Here is an 11,946-nt window from a genome sequence, read left to right as displayed (position 1 = left end):
GTTCGCCACTCACCACAGGCCGGAACAAGCTCGTGGGTGTGTCATCTGGGCAGTCTCATTCCGTCCTACGCCTCTCGTGCCATCGCCGCACCGGAGTCCCACTGGGTCAGCGGCACTCGTCGGCTTCTCACTGTCCGCCTGCAGTCGGTTTTGACCGAGGACAGCCGCACTAGAACGCGCTCCAGTGGCATCCCTAGCTCGTCAGCGAGATGGCGGAGAATCCGCATGATTGTCGCGCTGTCGAGCTCTTGCGGGTCGGTGAGGATCTCATCGAGAACCATCGCGCTGAGCGCTTGCTGGCGGTTCAGCACCATTTCGGGCAGCCAGCTCAGCGTCCACCGCTCTCCGTGTTCCCCATCACCGAGGCGTACCGCTACCTCAGGTGAGATTGCACTGGAGATCCGCAGTGGAGCGATGACGAGTGCATCCATGCGTGCGGCAACTTCGCCGAATCGCGCGGCCGTTGGCCACTCCACAGTTCGGGGTGCGGGCTGTGTCGTCGGCGTTGTGACGAGCCGGGCCTCCGGATCTTGGTGTTTGCGGAGTTGATTTGCCTGATTCTCGGATGGACGGCGAGGTTTTCTATCGAAGCCGAGTCGGCTCCGCAGTCGCGCAAGGCCAGCCTCCACGTCGTACTGAACTTCATCGTTGTTGGGCTCGTCCGCTCCGGGGACGTAAGTCGTCTCGCCGACAGCGGCCAATCTGCTGTAGGTCCCTCCCATTTCCGCAGTCATGCCGTGGCTTCACCTCCACTGCTTTTCCCCAAGTCCGCGCCTTCTCTCTCGAACTCACGGGGGTTGCCGATGCGATGATCGCCGCGTTCGACGATCTCGTGAATTTTCTTGCGTGCCCTGCACTTGTGAGATCGCACGGTGGACGTTGTAATGCCCATGTACTCGCCCACCTCGGCATCGGGCAAGCCCAGTTCCCATGACATGAGTGCTACGTGGTACTCGGCGTCTGTCAGCTCTTCCATCAGGACGTGCCTGAAGTGCTCGCGGTCGAAGGAACTGAGCACGAGATCGAGAGGATTCCTTCTTCCGGTCGGTGTGAGCAGTAAGACGTGATCGTCGACGAAGTCGGGTACCAGCACAACGCTGTTGCTGCGTTTGCGCACGTCGTCGAGCACCCGTCGAGTAGCGATCTTCATGATCATCGGCAGCGACGACTGCATCGACTTGTCCCGGAAGTCGCGGTTGAACTGGATCCACACGGCTATGAAGACCTCTTGGACAATCTCGTTCGCGCGGTGAGTGTCGCAGTTGAGCAGCCTGTAGGCATACCGGAACACCGCTGGTGAGTGACGACGAAACAGCTCTTCGAATCTCTGCTGCGCTTCAACCAGTTCCGGAAGGATCGGGTCGGTCATCGTGCGGGGATCCCCCAATGATCCTTTGCTGCCTCGCTTGCCTTGACTGTAGCCGTACGAGCCTCGTTCGAGTCGGTACAGCGGCAACACTTGAACTCGCTGCCCCCGTAGTAGAGGCGGCGCACCGGAGACCAAGACCATTTGGCTAGTTGGCCTTCCACCGTCGCCGGCTGTGGAACGTACGAACCCCACGCTAGCTGGCACACCACCGCGAACCGGCCTCCGGCAACCCGCAAAAGAGTCATATCTAGTAGTCGCGCGAGCCACCCTGAATGTTGAGACACGACCGAACATCGCATCCGACACGCCGTCACGCCCTTGTCGTCGTGTTTTTTTTGGGGGGGGACTCACCGAGGCGTCATGTGTACCCATATCGGGTGGACCGCTGCCGGGGGCGCCGGCCCAGGTAGAACGACCACAAGAAGGAGATCCGGTTTGGGTTCGAGGTCATCGAGCACCCCCGAGGCGTTGAAGAACCGATGGCGTGACCCGCGGATGGTGTGCGTGAACTCCATGTCGGATCTGTTCCACACCAAAGTCGGCGAGGACTTCGTCCGGGCGGTGGTCGATGTCATCGCCGACAACCCGCGGCCCACTACTGGCTGGTCGGTAACCGGGTTCGATTTACCACATCCTCTTGATCCTGCGAGGTAGCGGAAAGGCGTCATCCACGAGATCAGTGGAGATTTCGAGCATTCGCAGCGATTCGGCTTCGGTGACGGAGCCCCAACCGTGGTTCAGGAGAACCTCTCGGTTGCGGACGTCGAGAGTGGCACCGGTTCCTTCGAACCTGCCAAGGCGCAGCAGTGCTCAATCGCGATTTGGAAGAACGCAAGCATGCCGACAACTACATGTACGTCCTGTTCAGCATGGTGTTAGGTGTGCTGGATTCGGCCGTGGACGACAAGGTTATCCGTGGCAATCCATGCCGCGCCAAAAAGGTTCGTCATCCCATTGCTCGTCGCCCGAAAGTCGTTGTCTGGCCGAATAATCGGCGGATTGCGCTACTGTGTCAGCTCGAAAAGGTGTTAACTCTCGCTATGCGATTCGTGCTCCACTCGGTGCAGGTCTCGGTCCCCGCCAAAGCAAAATCCTGGCCATTTCACCGGACGATATCGACCGCGCGTGGTGGTGCACATTAGCGGCAAGTGAAGTACGTGGAAGGTTCGCTGATGTTCGCGTTGCCAAAGCGGGAGAAGACACGCTATGTCCCGTTGTCCCAGAAAAACCGGTGCGGGGCCACCCGACCCCGCACCGGTTTTCCGTTGTGCGACTAGTTATTTCAGCTCGGCGCTGGTCTTGCCGAGCACCCGGCGCGCGACGATGAGCTGCTGGATCTGCTGGGTGCCTTCGAAGATATCGAGGATCTTCGAGTCGCGGCCCCACTTCTCCAGCAGGGTGCGCTGGGAGTAGCCGATGGTTCCTGCCAGTTCGACGGCCTTGAGGGTGATGTCGGTGCCGGTGCGGCCTGCCTTGGCCTTCGACATGGAGGCTTCGAGCGAGTTGGGCTTCTTGTTGTCGGCCATCCACGCCGCGCGCAGCGCGAGCAGGTAGGCGGACTCGTAATCGGCTTCCATGCGCAAGAATTCGGCCGCCGCGGCGTGCTGGTTGATCGCCGGGGTGTCGTAGGAGATCTCGATACCCGCGGCGGTCAGGATGGCGCGCAGCTCCTCGAGCGCGGCACGGGCCACGCCGACGGCCATCGCGGCGACCAGCGGGCGGGTGTTGTCGAAGGTCTGCATGACCCCGGCAAAACCCTTCTCCACGTTGACTTCCGGGCTGCCGAGGATGTTGTCGGCGGGAATCCGGCAGTCCTGCAACAGGAGCACGGCGGTGTCGGAGGCCTTGATGCCGAGCTTGTGCTCGAGCCGGGCCACCGACAGGCCGGGAGCGTCGCGCGGCACGACGAACGACTTGATCGCCGCGCGACCGAGGCTCTTGTCGACGGTCGCCCACACCACGATGTGGGTGGCGCGCTGACCGGCGGTGACGAAGATCTTCTCGCCGTTGAGCACCCACTCGTCACCGTCGCGCACCGCGGTGGTGGTGACGGCGGCGGAGTCGGAGCCGAACGACGGCTCGGTGATGGCCATCGCGGCCCACACCTTGCCGAAGCGCTTCAGCTGCTCGTCGGTGGCGACGGCCGCGATGGCCGCGTTGCCGAGCCCCTGGTAGGGGATCGACAGCATGAGGCCGACGTCGCCCCACGAGGTCTCCAGGGCGTTCAGCAGCGCGGACATGTTGCCGCCGTTGGTGTTTCCGAGCAGCTCGGTGGCGTGCGCGTCGGATTCCTCGGAGCGGCCGCCCGCGGCGCCGCCGATCTTCTGGGTGCCGGAGTCGGCCAGGCCCTCGACCATGGCGGCCATGGTGTCCAGCTCGACCGGGTACTCGTGCTCGCCGAGGTCGTACTTGCGCGAGATCGGCCGGAAGATCTCCTTGGCGACCTGGTGGGCCTGGTTGGCGCTGGCCCGCAGCTTCTTGGGGAGTTCGAGATTGATCATTGTTGAAGGTCTCCTGAAGGAAGGAACGAGCCGATCAGATGAGCACGACACCCTCGGCGACGCCGACGGCCCGCAGATCGCGGTACCAGCGCTCGACCGGGTGTTCCTTGGTGAAGCCGTGGCCGCCGAGCAGCTGCACGCCGTCCAGGCCGATCTGCATGCCCTTGTCGGTGGCCAGCTTGCGGGCCAGCGCCGCCTCGCGACCGAAGGACAGGCCCTGCTCCGCGCGTGACGCACCCCGCAGGGTCACGAGCCGCAGACCGTCGAGCTCGATGGCGATGTTGGCGACCATGAACGCCACCGCCTGGCGGTGCGAGATCGGCTCGCCGAACGCCTCGCGCTCGTTGACGTAGGGGATCACGTAGTCCAGCACGGCCTGGCTGGTGCCGGCGGCGAGCGAAGCCCAGCCCAGTCGCGCGAGGCGCACCGCGTCGGCGTACTCCTCGGCGCGGGTCTTGGCGTCGCCGTCGCCGAGCACGGCGTCGGCGGAGACCGCCACGTCGTTGAGCAGCAGGCGGCCGATGCCCGCGGCGCGCAAACCCATGCTCGGGTCGGCCTCCACGACCAGGCCCGGCGCGTCGGACTCGACGATGAACAGGGCGGGACGGCCGTCGAGCTCGGCGGCGATCAGGAACAGCTCGGCGTCCGCGGCGGCGGGCACCAGGCTCTTGACGCCGTTGAGGCGGTAGCCGCTCGGCGAGCGGGTGGCCTTGGTCTGCAGGGCGAACGGGTCGAACAGGGCGCGCGGCTCGTTGATCACGACCGAGGCCTGCGGCACGTTCTCGCCGGTGAAGGCGGGCAGGTAGGTCTTCTGCTGGGAATCGGTGCCCCACTGGGAGAGGGCGACCGCGACGCCGCTCGGCGCCAGGATCGGCAGCGCGAGGCCCATGTCACCGTGCGCGAGCGCCTCGGCGACCATCGAGTTGGTGACCGCGCCGCGTTCGGAGGCCGCACCCTCGAGCTCCTCGGGCACGTTGATCAGGGTGATGCCGAGTTCCGCGGCGCGCTCGAGCAGGTCGCGCGGCGCCTTGGCGGAGTTGTCGGCCTCGTAGGCCGCGGGGCGCAGGATCTCGGCGGCGAATTCGCGTACGGTCTCGACGATCATCTGCTGCTCGTCGGACGGGGTGATGTCGAAGAGGTCCTTCTTCTTCGACTCGTTGTCCGCGAGCCGCTTGGGGGCGCCGCCGCCCGCGACCTTGTTGAACGCGCGGGTGGCCGCACCCAGGGTGCGGAAGCCGGTCTTGGTGCCTTCGTAGGTGACTCGCTCGATCGGCTTGCGCAGGTTGTACTTCTCGGCGAGCTCCGACCCGGTGAGGGTTGTCATGACCCGCATCGCGGCACCCATCCAGTCCCGCTTGGGCTGGTTGAGGCCGACGGCTGACGTGTCTGGACGTCGCGTCGTTGCGCTGTCTCGAGTGCTCATCATCACCTGTTTTCTCGGGTGGGTGGGTGAGGTCTTGTCCCAGCTATCTTACTCCTGAGTAAGGCAATCTTACTCCAGAGTAAGAAGACCGTCGAGCGGCCATCGGAGTCGATGCTGCCGGAGGTTGCCGACGCATGCTGGACGGTCGACCGATTCGCCTCTCGATCCCAGGTGCCTGCCGTTTTTTCAGTGATACCTCACGTATTGCCGAATAGTGAAACGAATGTACTTCACTACGCTGCGGATTCCGCTACGGTGTCGGCACATAGTTGCCCCCGAAATGGAGGTCTTGTTCATGAAACGACTTGTGGTATTGGCCGGGTTCGCGGTGGCGGTGGGATTGGGCGCACCGGTCGCGGGCGCCGCGCCCGGACTGCCGTTGACGCCCATCGATGTGGATCCGGGCGGCCCGCCGCGGGTCGATTTCGGTTCCGGCGCACCAATCTTCGATTTGGGCTCGGGCGAGGGCGGGACGGGCATCGACCTCGGTTCGGGCGAGGTCGGATTCCCGTCCGGGTCGGCGGGGTCGGGATCCGGGGAGTCCGGTTCGGCGACGGGGTCGGGAACCGGCTCCGCGCGGCCGGGTAGCGCGGGCTGACGGAGGCGGCTCCGCGGGGCCGTCGTATCGGACGGTGCGTTGGTCCCGCGTGGCCGGGATCAGCCGCCGTTCACCCCGCTCGTGGCCAGGGCGATGTCGGCGATCGATCCCGAATCGTTGCCGCTGCTGCGGGCCCCAGCCGTGCTCGCGGCGACACTCGGGGTGGTCTGCGCCGGGCTGATGGCTCGCGAGTTCGGCGGCGGTCGCGGGGCGCAGACCTTGGCAGCTGCGGCGGTTGCCAGCGCTGCGCTGGTGCAGGGTGTCGGGCACATGTCGAGCGCGGCGGTGTTCGATCTGGCGGCGTGGTTGCTGCTCGGGCTGCTCCTGCTGTGGTTGTTGCGTGAGCCTGCTCGGCCCGGCCTTGGCGCGGCGCCCGGAAACCGGGGGGCGGTCGACGGCGCGGCGATCGATCGTCGCTCCGATCCCCGCTGGTGGCTTGTGATCGGGCTGGTGGCCGGCGAACAACGGATGGCCGCAGTGCGACGTCGCGCGCGCCATCGCGGGCGGCTCGTCGGGCACCTCGGATTCGCCGATCATGTTCGTGCTTCTGCGATTCGGGCTGATGGGTCCGCTGCTCGCGCCGCTGTGGGGCTACGGGCTCTGGCGGTTGTGGCGGGAACCGCGCTATCGCGCTTTCCCTGTCACCTATGTCCTGCTGTTCGTCGTGTTTCTGCTGACCGCCGGCAAGGCCTACCGCATCGACAACGGCCTCGGCATCGACGAGCAGGGCGAGCCGCTGTTCGTGTGCCGCGAACTCCGCGCACCGTGGCATGAACTCTGGCCGCGCGCAAAGTATCTCGGCTGACAGCTAGAGTCCGTGCCGACACAGGAATTCGTCGATGGTCTTCCACCACTCCTCGGGCCGCTCGATCATGAGCACATGTCCGGCGTGGATCTCGGTGTACTCCGCGCCGGGGATGGCGGCCGCTAGAGCGCGCGAGTTGGCCGGATGGATGAGCAGGTCGGCCGTGGCGTTCACCACCAGGGTCGGCACCGTGACGTGTGCCAAATCATCGGTGGTGTCGACGTTTTCGACGAGCACCGCTTGCTGTCGGGTGCCGCCGGGAACGGACCCGGCCATCTGGCGGACGAGCGCGTCGGACGCCGCCGCGGACAGCGACTCGAGGTGGTCCGCCGAGAATCCCACCAAGGCCGACAGCCGCGCGAACGTCTCGGTGTCGCCGAGATCGAGCAGATCCTGCCACGCTTGCGCGACGATCCTGGCGCGGTTGTCCGCCTTCGAAAAGCCTGCGGCCAGCACCAATCCGCGGATCCGGTCGGGATGCCGCACCGCGGCGCGCACCGCGACCGTGGTGCCGAGCGAGTACCCGATGATCGTGAACGTCTCGACGCCCGCCTCCACCGCGGCCGCGACCAAGGCGTCGGCGAGTCCGTCGACGTCGAGGCAGGTGTCGTCGCCCGGATAGTCGGAGGCCACCACGGTGTGCGTCGCGGCCAGTGCCGCAACGATGCCGCCGAAATTGCTCTCGATCGATCCGCTCGCTCCGTGCGCGAGGACGATGCCGGGCCCGGACCCGGTGACGGTGGTGGTCAGAGGAATCGCAGTCATGCCGCAGAAGTTAGGTATTGACATGGATGTGAAGGCCAACCCGGAGTGAGCGGAGTCACATGCTGATCGGAGACTTGTCGCGGGCCTGCGGCGTGAGCCCGCGGCTGTTGCGCTACTACGAGGAACAGGGTCTGTTGCTGCCCGGCCGAGACGCCAATGGCTACCGCGTCTACGGCGAGGACGCACAAGTGCGGGTCGCGCGCATTCGCGAATTGCTTTCGGCCGGAATGTCGACGGAGGACATCCGCGGTCTGCTGCCCTGTCTGTGGGATCCGACGCGGTGGGTGCTGCCCTGCGACGAGTCGCTCGACATCGTGGAACAGCGCTACGCCGAACTCGACGGCAAGATCGCCGAACTCGTGCGGCAGCGTGCTCTGCTCGGCGTCCAGCGCGACGCCATTCGTGACTGGCTCGCGCGCGAGTGACTCGCGGGCATTAGCGTATGCCGCATGCCATCACGGATGGGGAGTATGCGTTTCGGCGCCGCGCTCTTGGCGCTCGCGGCCGGATCGGTCATCGGATCGCCGTCGGCCAGTGGTGATTTCGTGCCCGCGTCCTGTGCGCAGGGTTGGGGCGTGGAGACCGTGGTCGAGGGTGTCGGCAATCTGGAAAATCTCGACAGCGACGGTGCGGGCGGGTTCTACGTCACCGGCATCCTCGACGGATTCCTCGCCCACGTGGACGCCGCCGGTCGCTTCGAACCGCTGGTCACCGGGCTCGACCACCCGGCGGGCGTGCGCGTGGTCGGCCGCTCCGTGTACTTCCTCACCGGCGACGGCCTCGACGCCGCGCCGGGCACGTTGCGGCGCTACGACATCGACACCGGCGCGGTCGAGGTCCTGCTGACCGGCCTGAACGGACCGAACGGCCTGCTGGTCCTTCCCGACGGGGATCTGCTGTTCACCACCATCGGCATCAAGGCCCCGCCGACCGGCATCTCGCGCTACCGCCCGTCCACCGGCGAGTACACCAAGACCTGGTCGGCGCTGCCGCTGACCAACGGACTCGCGCTCGCCCCCGACGGTCGGTCCCTCTTCACCGACAGCCTGGAACTGAAGGTCTTCCGCATCCCGCTGGACGCGCCCAACAGCTGGAGCGCCGTCACCGGCATCCCGCAACTGCTCGCGCTGCCCGACGACATGGAGGCCACCCGCGACGGCCTGCTGTTCGTCGCCGATCACGCGCTGGGCGCCGTCTACCAGGTCGACACCGCCACCGGCGCGGCCTGCGCCATCATCACCGGACTGATCAAGCCCGGCCCCCTCCGTAACCCGCCGGACGGCGCGACCTCGGTGCGCATCGTGCGCGACGCCGACGGCTGGGCACTGTACGTCACGAGCATGGACGGCGCACTGCGCCGCCTGCGCCCACCGTCCGGTCTCGACCTCACACCCGCCGACGAACGGCGGCGCTAGCCGGAACCTGCGCCTGCGGCGTCCGCGCGCCAAGTAGGTTGGCGGGCATGGTGGATTCCCGAGCGCTCGAACCCCTCGAGATGGTTCCGGCGACCACGGCCGACGCCGCGCCGATCATCGCCATGCGCGATGGCTTGGCGCGCTGGATGGTGGACAACGGCATCGCGCAGTGGCTGCCCGGCGAGTATCCGGTCGCGATCCTCGCGCGCGAGGCGGCGCGCGGCGAATGGTACGTGCGACGCGAGCCGACCGGCGAGGTGCTGGCGGCCGTGCGGCTGATCTGGCACGACCCGGACTTTTGGGGACCCGACGAGATCGAAGCCGGGTACGTGCACGGACTCATGGTCGCGCCGGGCCACCGCGGCCGGAGGCTCGGCGCGCGCGCCCTCGCGTTCTGTGCCGAACGCACCTTGGCGCGCGGGCTCGACCGCCAGCGGCTGGACACCGCCGCGGACAATCGTGCGCTCCGGAAGTATTACGCCGCACAGGGTTTCACCGAGCTGCGGGAGACGACGCTGCCTCCGCAGTTCCACGGCACCGACCGCGTCGTTCTGATGGAGAAGCTGCTGGGCTGATCAGCGCGCGAAGCGGGACAGCACCGCCTCGTGCAGAAGTCCGTTCGTCGCGACGGCGTCGCCGCCGTGCGGTCCCGGCGTGCCGGACAGTGACGTGAAGACCCCGCCCGCCTCGCGGACCAGGATGTCGAGGGCGGCCAGATCCCACAGCGACACTTCGGGTTCGGTGGCGATGTCGACCGCGCCCTCGGCGAGCAGGCAGTAGCTGAAGAAATCGCCGTACCCGCGCACCCGCCACACGTCGTCGGTGAGCGCGAGGAAGTCCTCGCGCATGCCGCGCTCGCGCCAGCCGGACAAGCTGGAGAAGGCCAGGCTCGCCGAGTCGAGCTCGGCGACGGCGGACACCGAGATCGGGTGCGGCGCACCGGGATGGAAAGTGGTCCAGGCGCCCGAACCCGCGGCCGCCCACCAGCGCCGCGCCAGCGCGGGCGCGCTCACCACGCCGACCACCGGCACCCCGTCCTCCAACAGCGCGATCAGGCTGGCCCAGATCGGCACGCCGCGCACGAAGTTCTTGGTGCCGTCGATCGGGTCGACCACCCACTGACGTCCGGCGAATTCCGCGTCGCCGCCGAACTCCTCGCCGAGCACCGAATCCGCAGGCCGCTCCTGCGTCAGCGTGTGGCGGATCGCCCGCTCCACCGCGAGGTCGGCGTCCGAGACCGGCGTCAGGTCCGGCTTGGCGTCCACCTTCAGGTCCAGCGCGCCGAACCGCGCCTTGGTGATCGAGTCGGCCGCGTCGGCCAGCCGCAACGCGAGTTCCAGGTCAGAGGAGTGAGCAGCCACGTCCGCAAACCCTAATGGACGCAGCCGGACGGAGTCCGTCGACAGCCCGCGCACGGCCGCAGGGAAGGCGGAGGCATCGGTAGTGGGCCGAGTGATCAAAAGCGGCTCAGGAGGCGACCGATGCCGTTCGTGCCGCGGCCAGCGCGCCTGCCCACCACCGCAACTGGCCGAGCATCGACTGCGCCGCGGCGGCGGGCTCGTCCGGTTCGCGCAGCCGACCCGCTTCGTCGAAGAGCAGGTAGTAGCGCGGGAACGAGACGTACTCGCGGACCGTGTGCGCGTTCAGCTCGTTGAAGACCTGCCGCAGGTGCTCGATCGCGAGCAGCCCGCCGCTGCCGCCGCTGTAGCCGACGAACCCGATCGCCTTGGCGTCCCACTGGGTGAAGTGCCAGTCGATGGCCGCCTTGAGCGCGGCCGGGTAGCTGCGGTTGTAATCGGGCGTGACGATGACGAACGCGTCGGCGGCGGCGAGCCGCGCGGTGAGGTCGTCCATGCCCGCGGGCCGGGGCGGGTTCGGCTCCAGCGCGGGCGGGACCGCGGGCAGCGCGAGCGGCAGCTCCGCGTCGGCGAGGTCGATCACGTCGACCTCGAAGCCGCCGTGCCGAGCCGCCTGTTCGGCGAACCAGGCGGCCACCGTGGGACCGAACCGTCCCTCCCGGACACTGCCGATGATCACCGCGAGCCTGAGTGACGACATTGCTGTTCTCCTTGCGCATCGAGTGCGGCCGGTGCGACCGCCATGTCTCAATGTGCTGCGGCACGGACGATGCTGGAAGGCCGCGCCGAGAGTGGTAGCGGCAGGGCCACCCTCGGGGCGACCGCCGCTTGTACTGTTCGAAGGGTGAGCGACAACGAGCTCGGTCTGTTCCTGCGCAGCAGACGCGAGGCGGTGAGTCCGGCCCGGGTCGGCCTGCCCGCCGGACCGCGCAGGCGTACCCCCGGACTTCGCCGCGCCGAGCTGGCCACCCTGGCCGGGGTCAGTGTCGAGTACATCACCCGGCTGGAGCAGGGACGCGATCGTCACCCCTCGCCGCCGGTGCTCTCCGCGCTGGCCGACGCGCTTCAGCTCGCGCCGAGCGAACGCATCCACCTGCATCGCCTGACCAAGGCCACCACCCCGGGGTTCACCTGCATGGGCGACGCGCAGCCGAACCGCCAGGTGCGGCCCACGGTGCGCGCCGTGCTCGATCATCTGGATCCGGCGGCCGCGGTCGTGGTCAATCGGCTCGGCGAGGTGCTCGCCTGCACCGACGGCTACCGCAGGCTGATGGGTCCGACGGGCCTGCTCGACGCCGACCCCTTCGCCAACCTCGCGCGTTTCGTCTTCGCCGACCAACGTGCCCGCCAGATCTATCCGGACTGGGACTACGTGGCCGACCAGCAGGTCGCGACGCTGAAGCAGGGGCCCTTCCGCGCGGACCCCGCCATCGCGGCGCTCGCCGACGAACTCACCGTGGTCGCGGGCGACGAGTTCACCCGGCGGGTGGCCAGCGTCCCGAGCCTGCCCGCCGCCACCGGCGTCACCCGGCTCGCCCACCCGGCGGCCGGTCCGCTGCGGCTCGCCTACGAGACCCTCGACCTGTTCGCCGACGACGACCAGCAGATAGTCGTCCATCTCCCCGCCGATGACGCCACCGCCGCGGCGCTGGACACGCTGGCGGGTCGCCGCCCCGGACAGCTGCGCGCGGTCTCCGGTTGAGGTGTGCCAG

14 protein-coding genes and 1 pseudogene are annotated in these 11,946 nt (G+C 67.6%); 8 read left to right on the top strand and 7 right to left on the bottom strand.

Annotation, left to right across the window (positions count from 1 at the left end; all coding sequences use genetic code 11):
- Window positions 1–65: 65 nt before the first annotated feature.
- Together ABZV58_RS31610 and ABZV58_RS31605 are read right to left on the bottom strand one after the other, a co-directional pair.
- A complete protein-coding gene (locus ABZV58_RS31610; protein ID WP_355003854.1) occupies window positions 66–734 on the bottom strand; it encodes a hypothetical protein in 669 nt (222 codons plus the stop codon).
- On the bottom strand, window positions 731–1,369 hold the full coding sequence (locus tag ABZV58_RS31605; RefSeq protein WP_355003853.1) for a sigma-70 family RNA polymerase sigma factor: 639 nt from the start codon (window positions 1,367–1,369) through the stop codon (window positions 731–733). Before ABZV58_RS31605 ends, ABZV58_RS31610 begins: the two co-directional genes overlap by 4 nt.
- Window positions 1,370–1,861: 492 nt before the next feature.
- On the opposite strand from ABZV58_RS31605, the pseudogene ABZV58_RS31600 reads away from it, so the two are divergent.
- Window positions 1,862–1,966 (top strand): annotated as a pseudogene (locus tag ABZV58_RS31600) (DUF5131 family protein); the annotation flags it as partial.
- A 209-nt stretch (window positions 1,967–2,175) separates the two neighbouring features.
- Window positions 2,176–2,511 carry a hypothetical protein gene (locus ABZV58_RS31595; protein ID WP_355003852.1) on the top strand — a complete coding sequence of 112 codons (336 nt, stop codon included), beginning with the start codon at window positions 2,176–2,178 and terminating at the stop codon, window positions 2,509–2,511.
- A gap of 135 nt (window positions 2,512–2,646) precedes the next feature.
- On the opposite strand, the gene ABZV58_RS31590 is transcribed toward ABZV58_RS31595, so the two are convergent.
- Entirely contained in the window at window positions 2,647–3,870 is a 1,224-nt protein-coding gene (locus ABZV58_RS31590) for an acyl-CoA dehydrogenase family protein (RefSeq protein ID WP_355003851.1), read from the bottom strand.
- Window positions 3,871–3,904: 34 nt separating this feature from the next.
- Window positions 3,905–5,296, bottom strand: coding sequence for an acyl-CoA dehydrogenase family protein (locus ABZV58_RS31585; RefSeq protein ID WP_355003850.1), 1,392 nt, complete (start codon window positions 5,294–5,296; stop codon window positions 3,905–3,907).
- A 292-nt stretch (window positions 5,297–5,588) separates the two neighbouring features.
- On the opposite strand from ABZV58_RS31585, the gene ABZV58_RS31580 reads away from it, so the two are divergent.
- On the top strand, window positions 5,589–5,891 hold the full coding sequence (locus ABZV58_RS31580) for a hypothetical protein (protein ID WP_355003849.1): 303 nt from the start codon (window positions 5,589–5,591) through the stop codon (window positions 5,889–5,891).
- Window positions 5,892–6,453: 562 nt separating this feature from the next.
- Window positions 6,454–6,696, top strand: a complete 243-nt coding sequence (locus tag ABZV58_RS31575) for a hypothetical protein (protein WP_355003848.1) — start codon at window positions 6,454–6,456, stop codon at window positions 6,694–6,696.
- Window positions 6,697–6,699: 3 nt separating this feature from the next.
- Here ABZV58_RS31575 and ABZV58_RS31570 read toward each other — a convergent pair whose 3' ends face one another.
- Entirely contained in the window at window positions 6,700–7,461 is a 762-nt protein-coding gene (locus tag ABZV58_RS31570; RefSeq protein WP_355003847.1) for an alpha/beta hydrolase, read from the bottom strand.
- Between the two features lie 59 nt (window positions 7,462–7,520).
- On the opposite strand from ABZV58_RS31570, the gene ABZV58_RS31565 reads away from it, so the two are divergent.
- Genes ABZV58_RS31565 through ABZV58_RS31555 form a run of 3 tightly spaced genes read left to right on the top strand, consistent with a single transcriptional unit; the run spans window position 7,521 to window position 9,451 of the window.
- Entirely contained in the window at window positions 7,521–7,886 is a 366-nt protein-coding gene (locus tag ABZV58_RS31565) for a MerR family transcriptional regulator (protein WP_355003846.1), read from the top strand.
- A 24-nt stretch (window positions 7,887–7,910) separates the two neighbouring features.
- Window positions 7,911–8,876, top strand: a complete 966-nt coding sequence (locus ABZV58_RS31560; protein WP_355003845.1) for an SMP-30/gluconolactonase/LRE family protein — start codon at window positions 7,911–7,913, stop codon at window positions 8,874–8,876.
- Between the two features lie 47 nt (window positions 8,877–8,923).
- Entirely contained in the window at window positions 8,924–9,451 is a 528-nt protein-coding gene (locus ABZV58_RS31555; protein WP_355003844.1) for a GNAT family N-acetyltransferase, read from the top strand.
- Here ABZV58_RS31555 and hisN read toward each other — a convergent pair whose 3' ends face one another.
- On the bottom strand, window positions 9,452–10,237 hold the full coding sequence (gene hisN / locus ABZV58_RS31550; protein ID WP_355003843.1) for a histidinol-phosphatase: 786 nt from the start codon (window positions 10,235–10,237) through the stop codon (window positions 9,452–9,454).
- Window positions 10,238–10,343: 106 nt separating this feature from the next.
- Window positions 10,344–10,934 carry an NAD(P)H-dependent oxidoreductase gene (locus ABZV58_RS31545; RefSeq protein ID WP_355003842.1) on the bottom strand — a complete coding sequence of 197 codons (591 nt, stop codon included), beginning with the start codon at window positions 10,932–10,934 and terminating at the stop codon, window positions 10,344–10,346.
- Between the two features lie 144 nt (window positions 10,935–11,078).
- On the opposite strand from ABZV58_RS31545, the gene ABZV58_RS31540 reads away from it, so the two are divergent.
- Window positions 11,079–11,936, top strand: coding sequence for a helix-turn-helix transcriptional regulator (locus tag ABZV58_RS31540; RefSeq protein ID WP_355003841.1), 858 nt, complete (start codon window positions 11,079–11,081; stop codon window positions 11,934–11,936).
- Window positions 11,937–11,946: the final 10 nt, after the last annotated feature.

This window comes from Nocardia sp. NPDC004654, assembly GCF_040609595.1.
Classification (GTDB): Bacteria; Actinomycetota; Actinomycetes; order Mycobacteriales; family Mycobacteriaceae; genus Nocardia.
This window is presented reverse-complemented; position numbering and strand designations above follow the sequence as displayed.

Bases quoted from the DNA above. Each gene is read 5' to 3' on its own strand.
- ABZV58_RS31610 (WP_355003854.1), bottom strand. From the start codon at position 734: ATGACTGCGGAAATGGGAGGGACCTACAGCAGATTGGCCGCTGTCGGC.
- ABZV58_RS31605 (WP_355003853.1), bottom strand. From the start codon at position 1,369: ATGACCGACCCGATCCTTCCGGAACTGGTTGAAGCGCAGCAGAGATTC.
- ABZV58_RS31590 (WP_355003851.1), bottom strand. From the start codon at position 3,870: ATGATCAATCTCGAACTCCCCAAGAAGCTGCGGGCCAGCGCCAACCAG.
- ABZV58_RS31585 (WP_355003850.1), bottom strand. From the start codon at position 5,296: ATGATGAGCACTCGAGACAGCGCAACGACGCGACGTCCAGACACGTCA.
- ABZV58_RS31580 (WP_355003849.1), top strand. From the start codon at position 5,589: ATGAAACGACTTGTGGTATTGGCCGGGTTCGCGGTGGCGGTGGGATTG.
- ABZV58_RS31575 (WP_355003848.1), top strand. From the start codon at position 6,454: ATGGGTCCGCTGCTCGCGCCGCTGTGGGGCTACGGGCTCTGGCGGTTG.
- ABZV58_RS31570 (WP_355003847.1), bottom strand. From the start codon at position 7,461: ATGACTGCGATTCCTCTGACCACCACCGTCACCGGGTCCGGGCCCGGC.
- ABZV58_RS31565 (WP_355003846.1), top strand. From the start codon at position 7,521: ATGCTGATCGGAGACTTGTCGCGGGCCTGCGGCGTGAGCCCGCGGCTG.
- ABZV58_RS31560 (WP_355003845.1), top strand. From the start codon at position 7,911: ATGCCATCACGGATGGGGAGTATGCGTTTCGGCGCCGCGCTCTTGGCG.
- ABZV58_RS31555 (WP_355003844.1), top strand. From the start codon at position 8,924: ATGGTGGATTCCCGAGCGCTCGAACCCCTCGAGATGGTTCCGGCGACC.
- ABZV58_RS31545 (WP_355003842.1), bottom strand. From the start codon at position 10,934: ATGTCGTCACTCAGGCTCGCGGTGATCATCGGCAGTGTCCGGGAGGGA.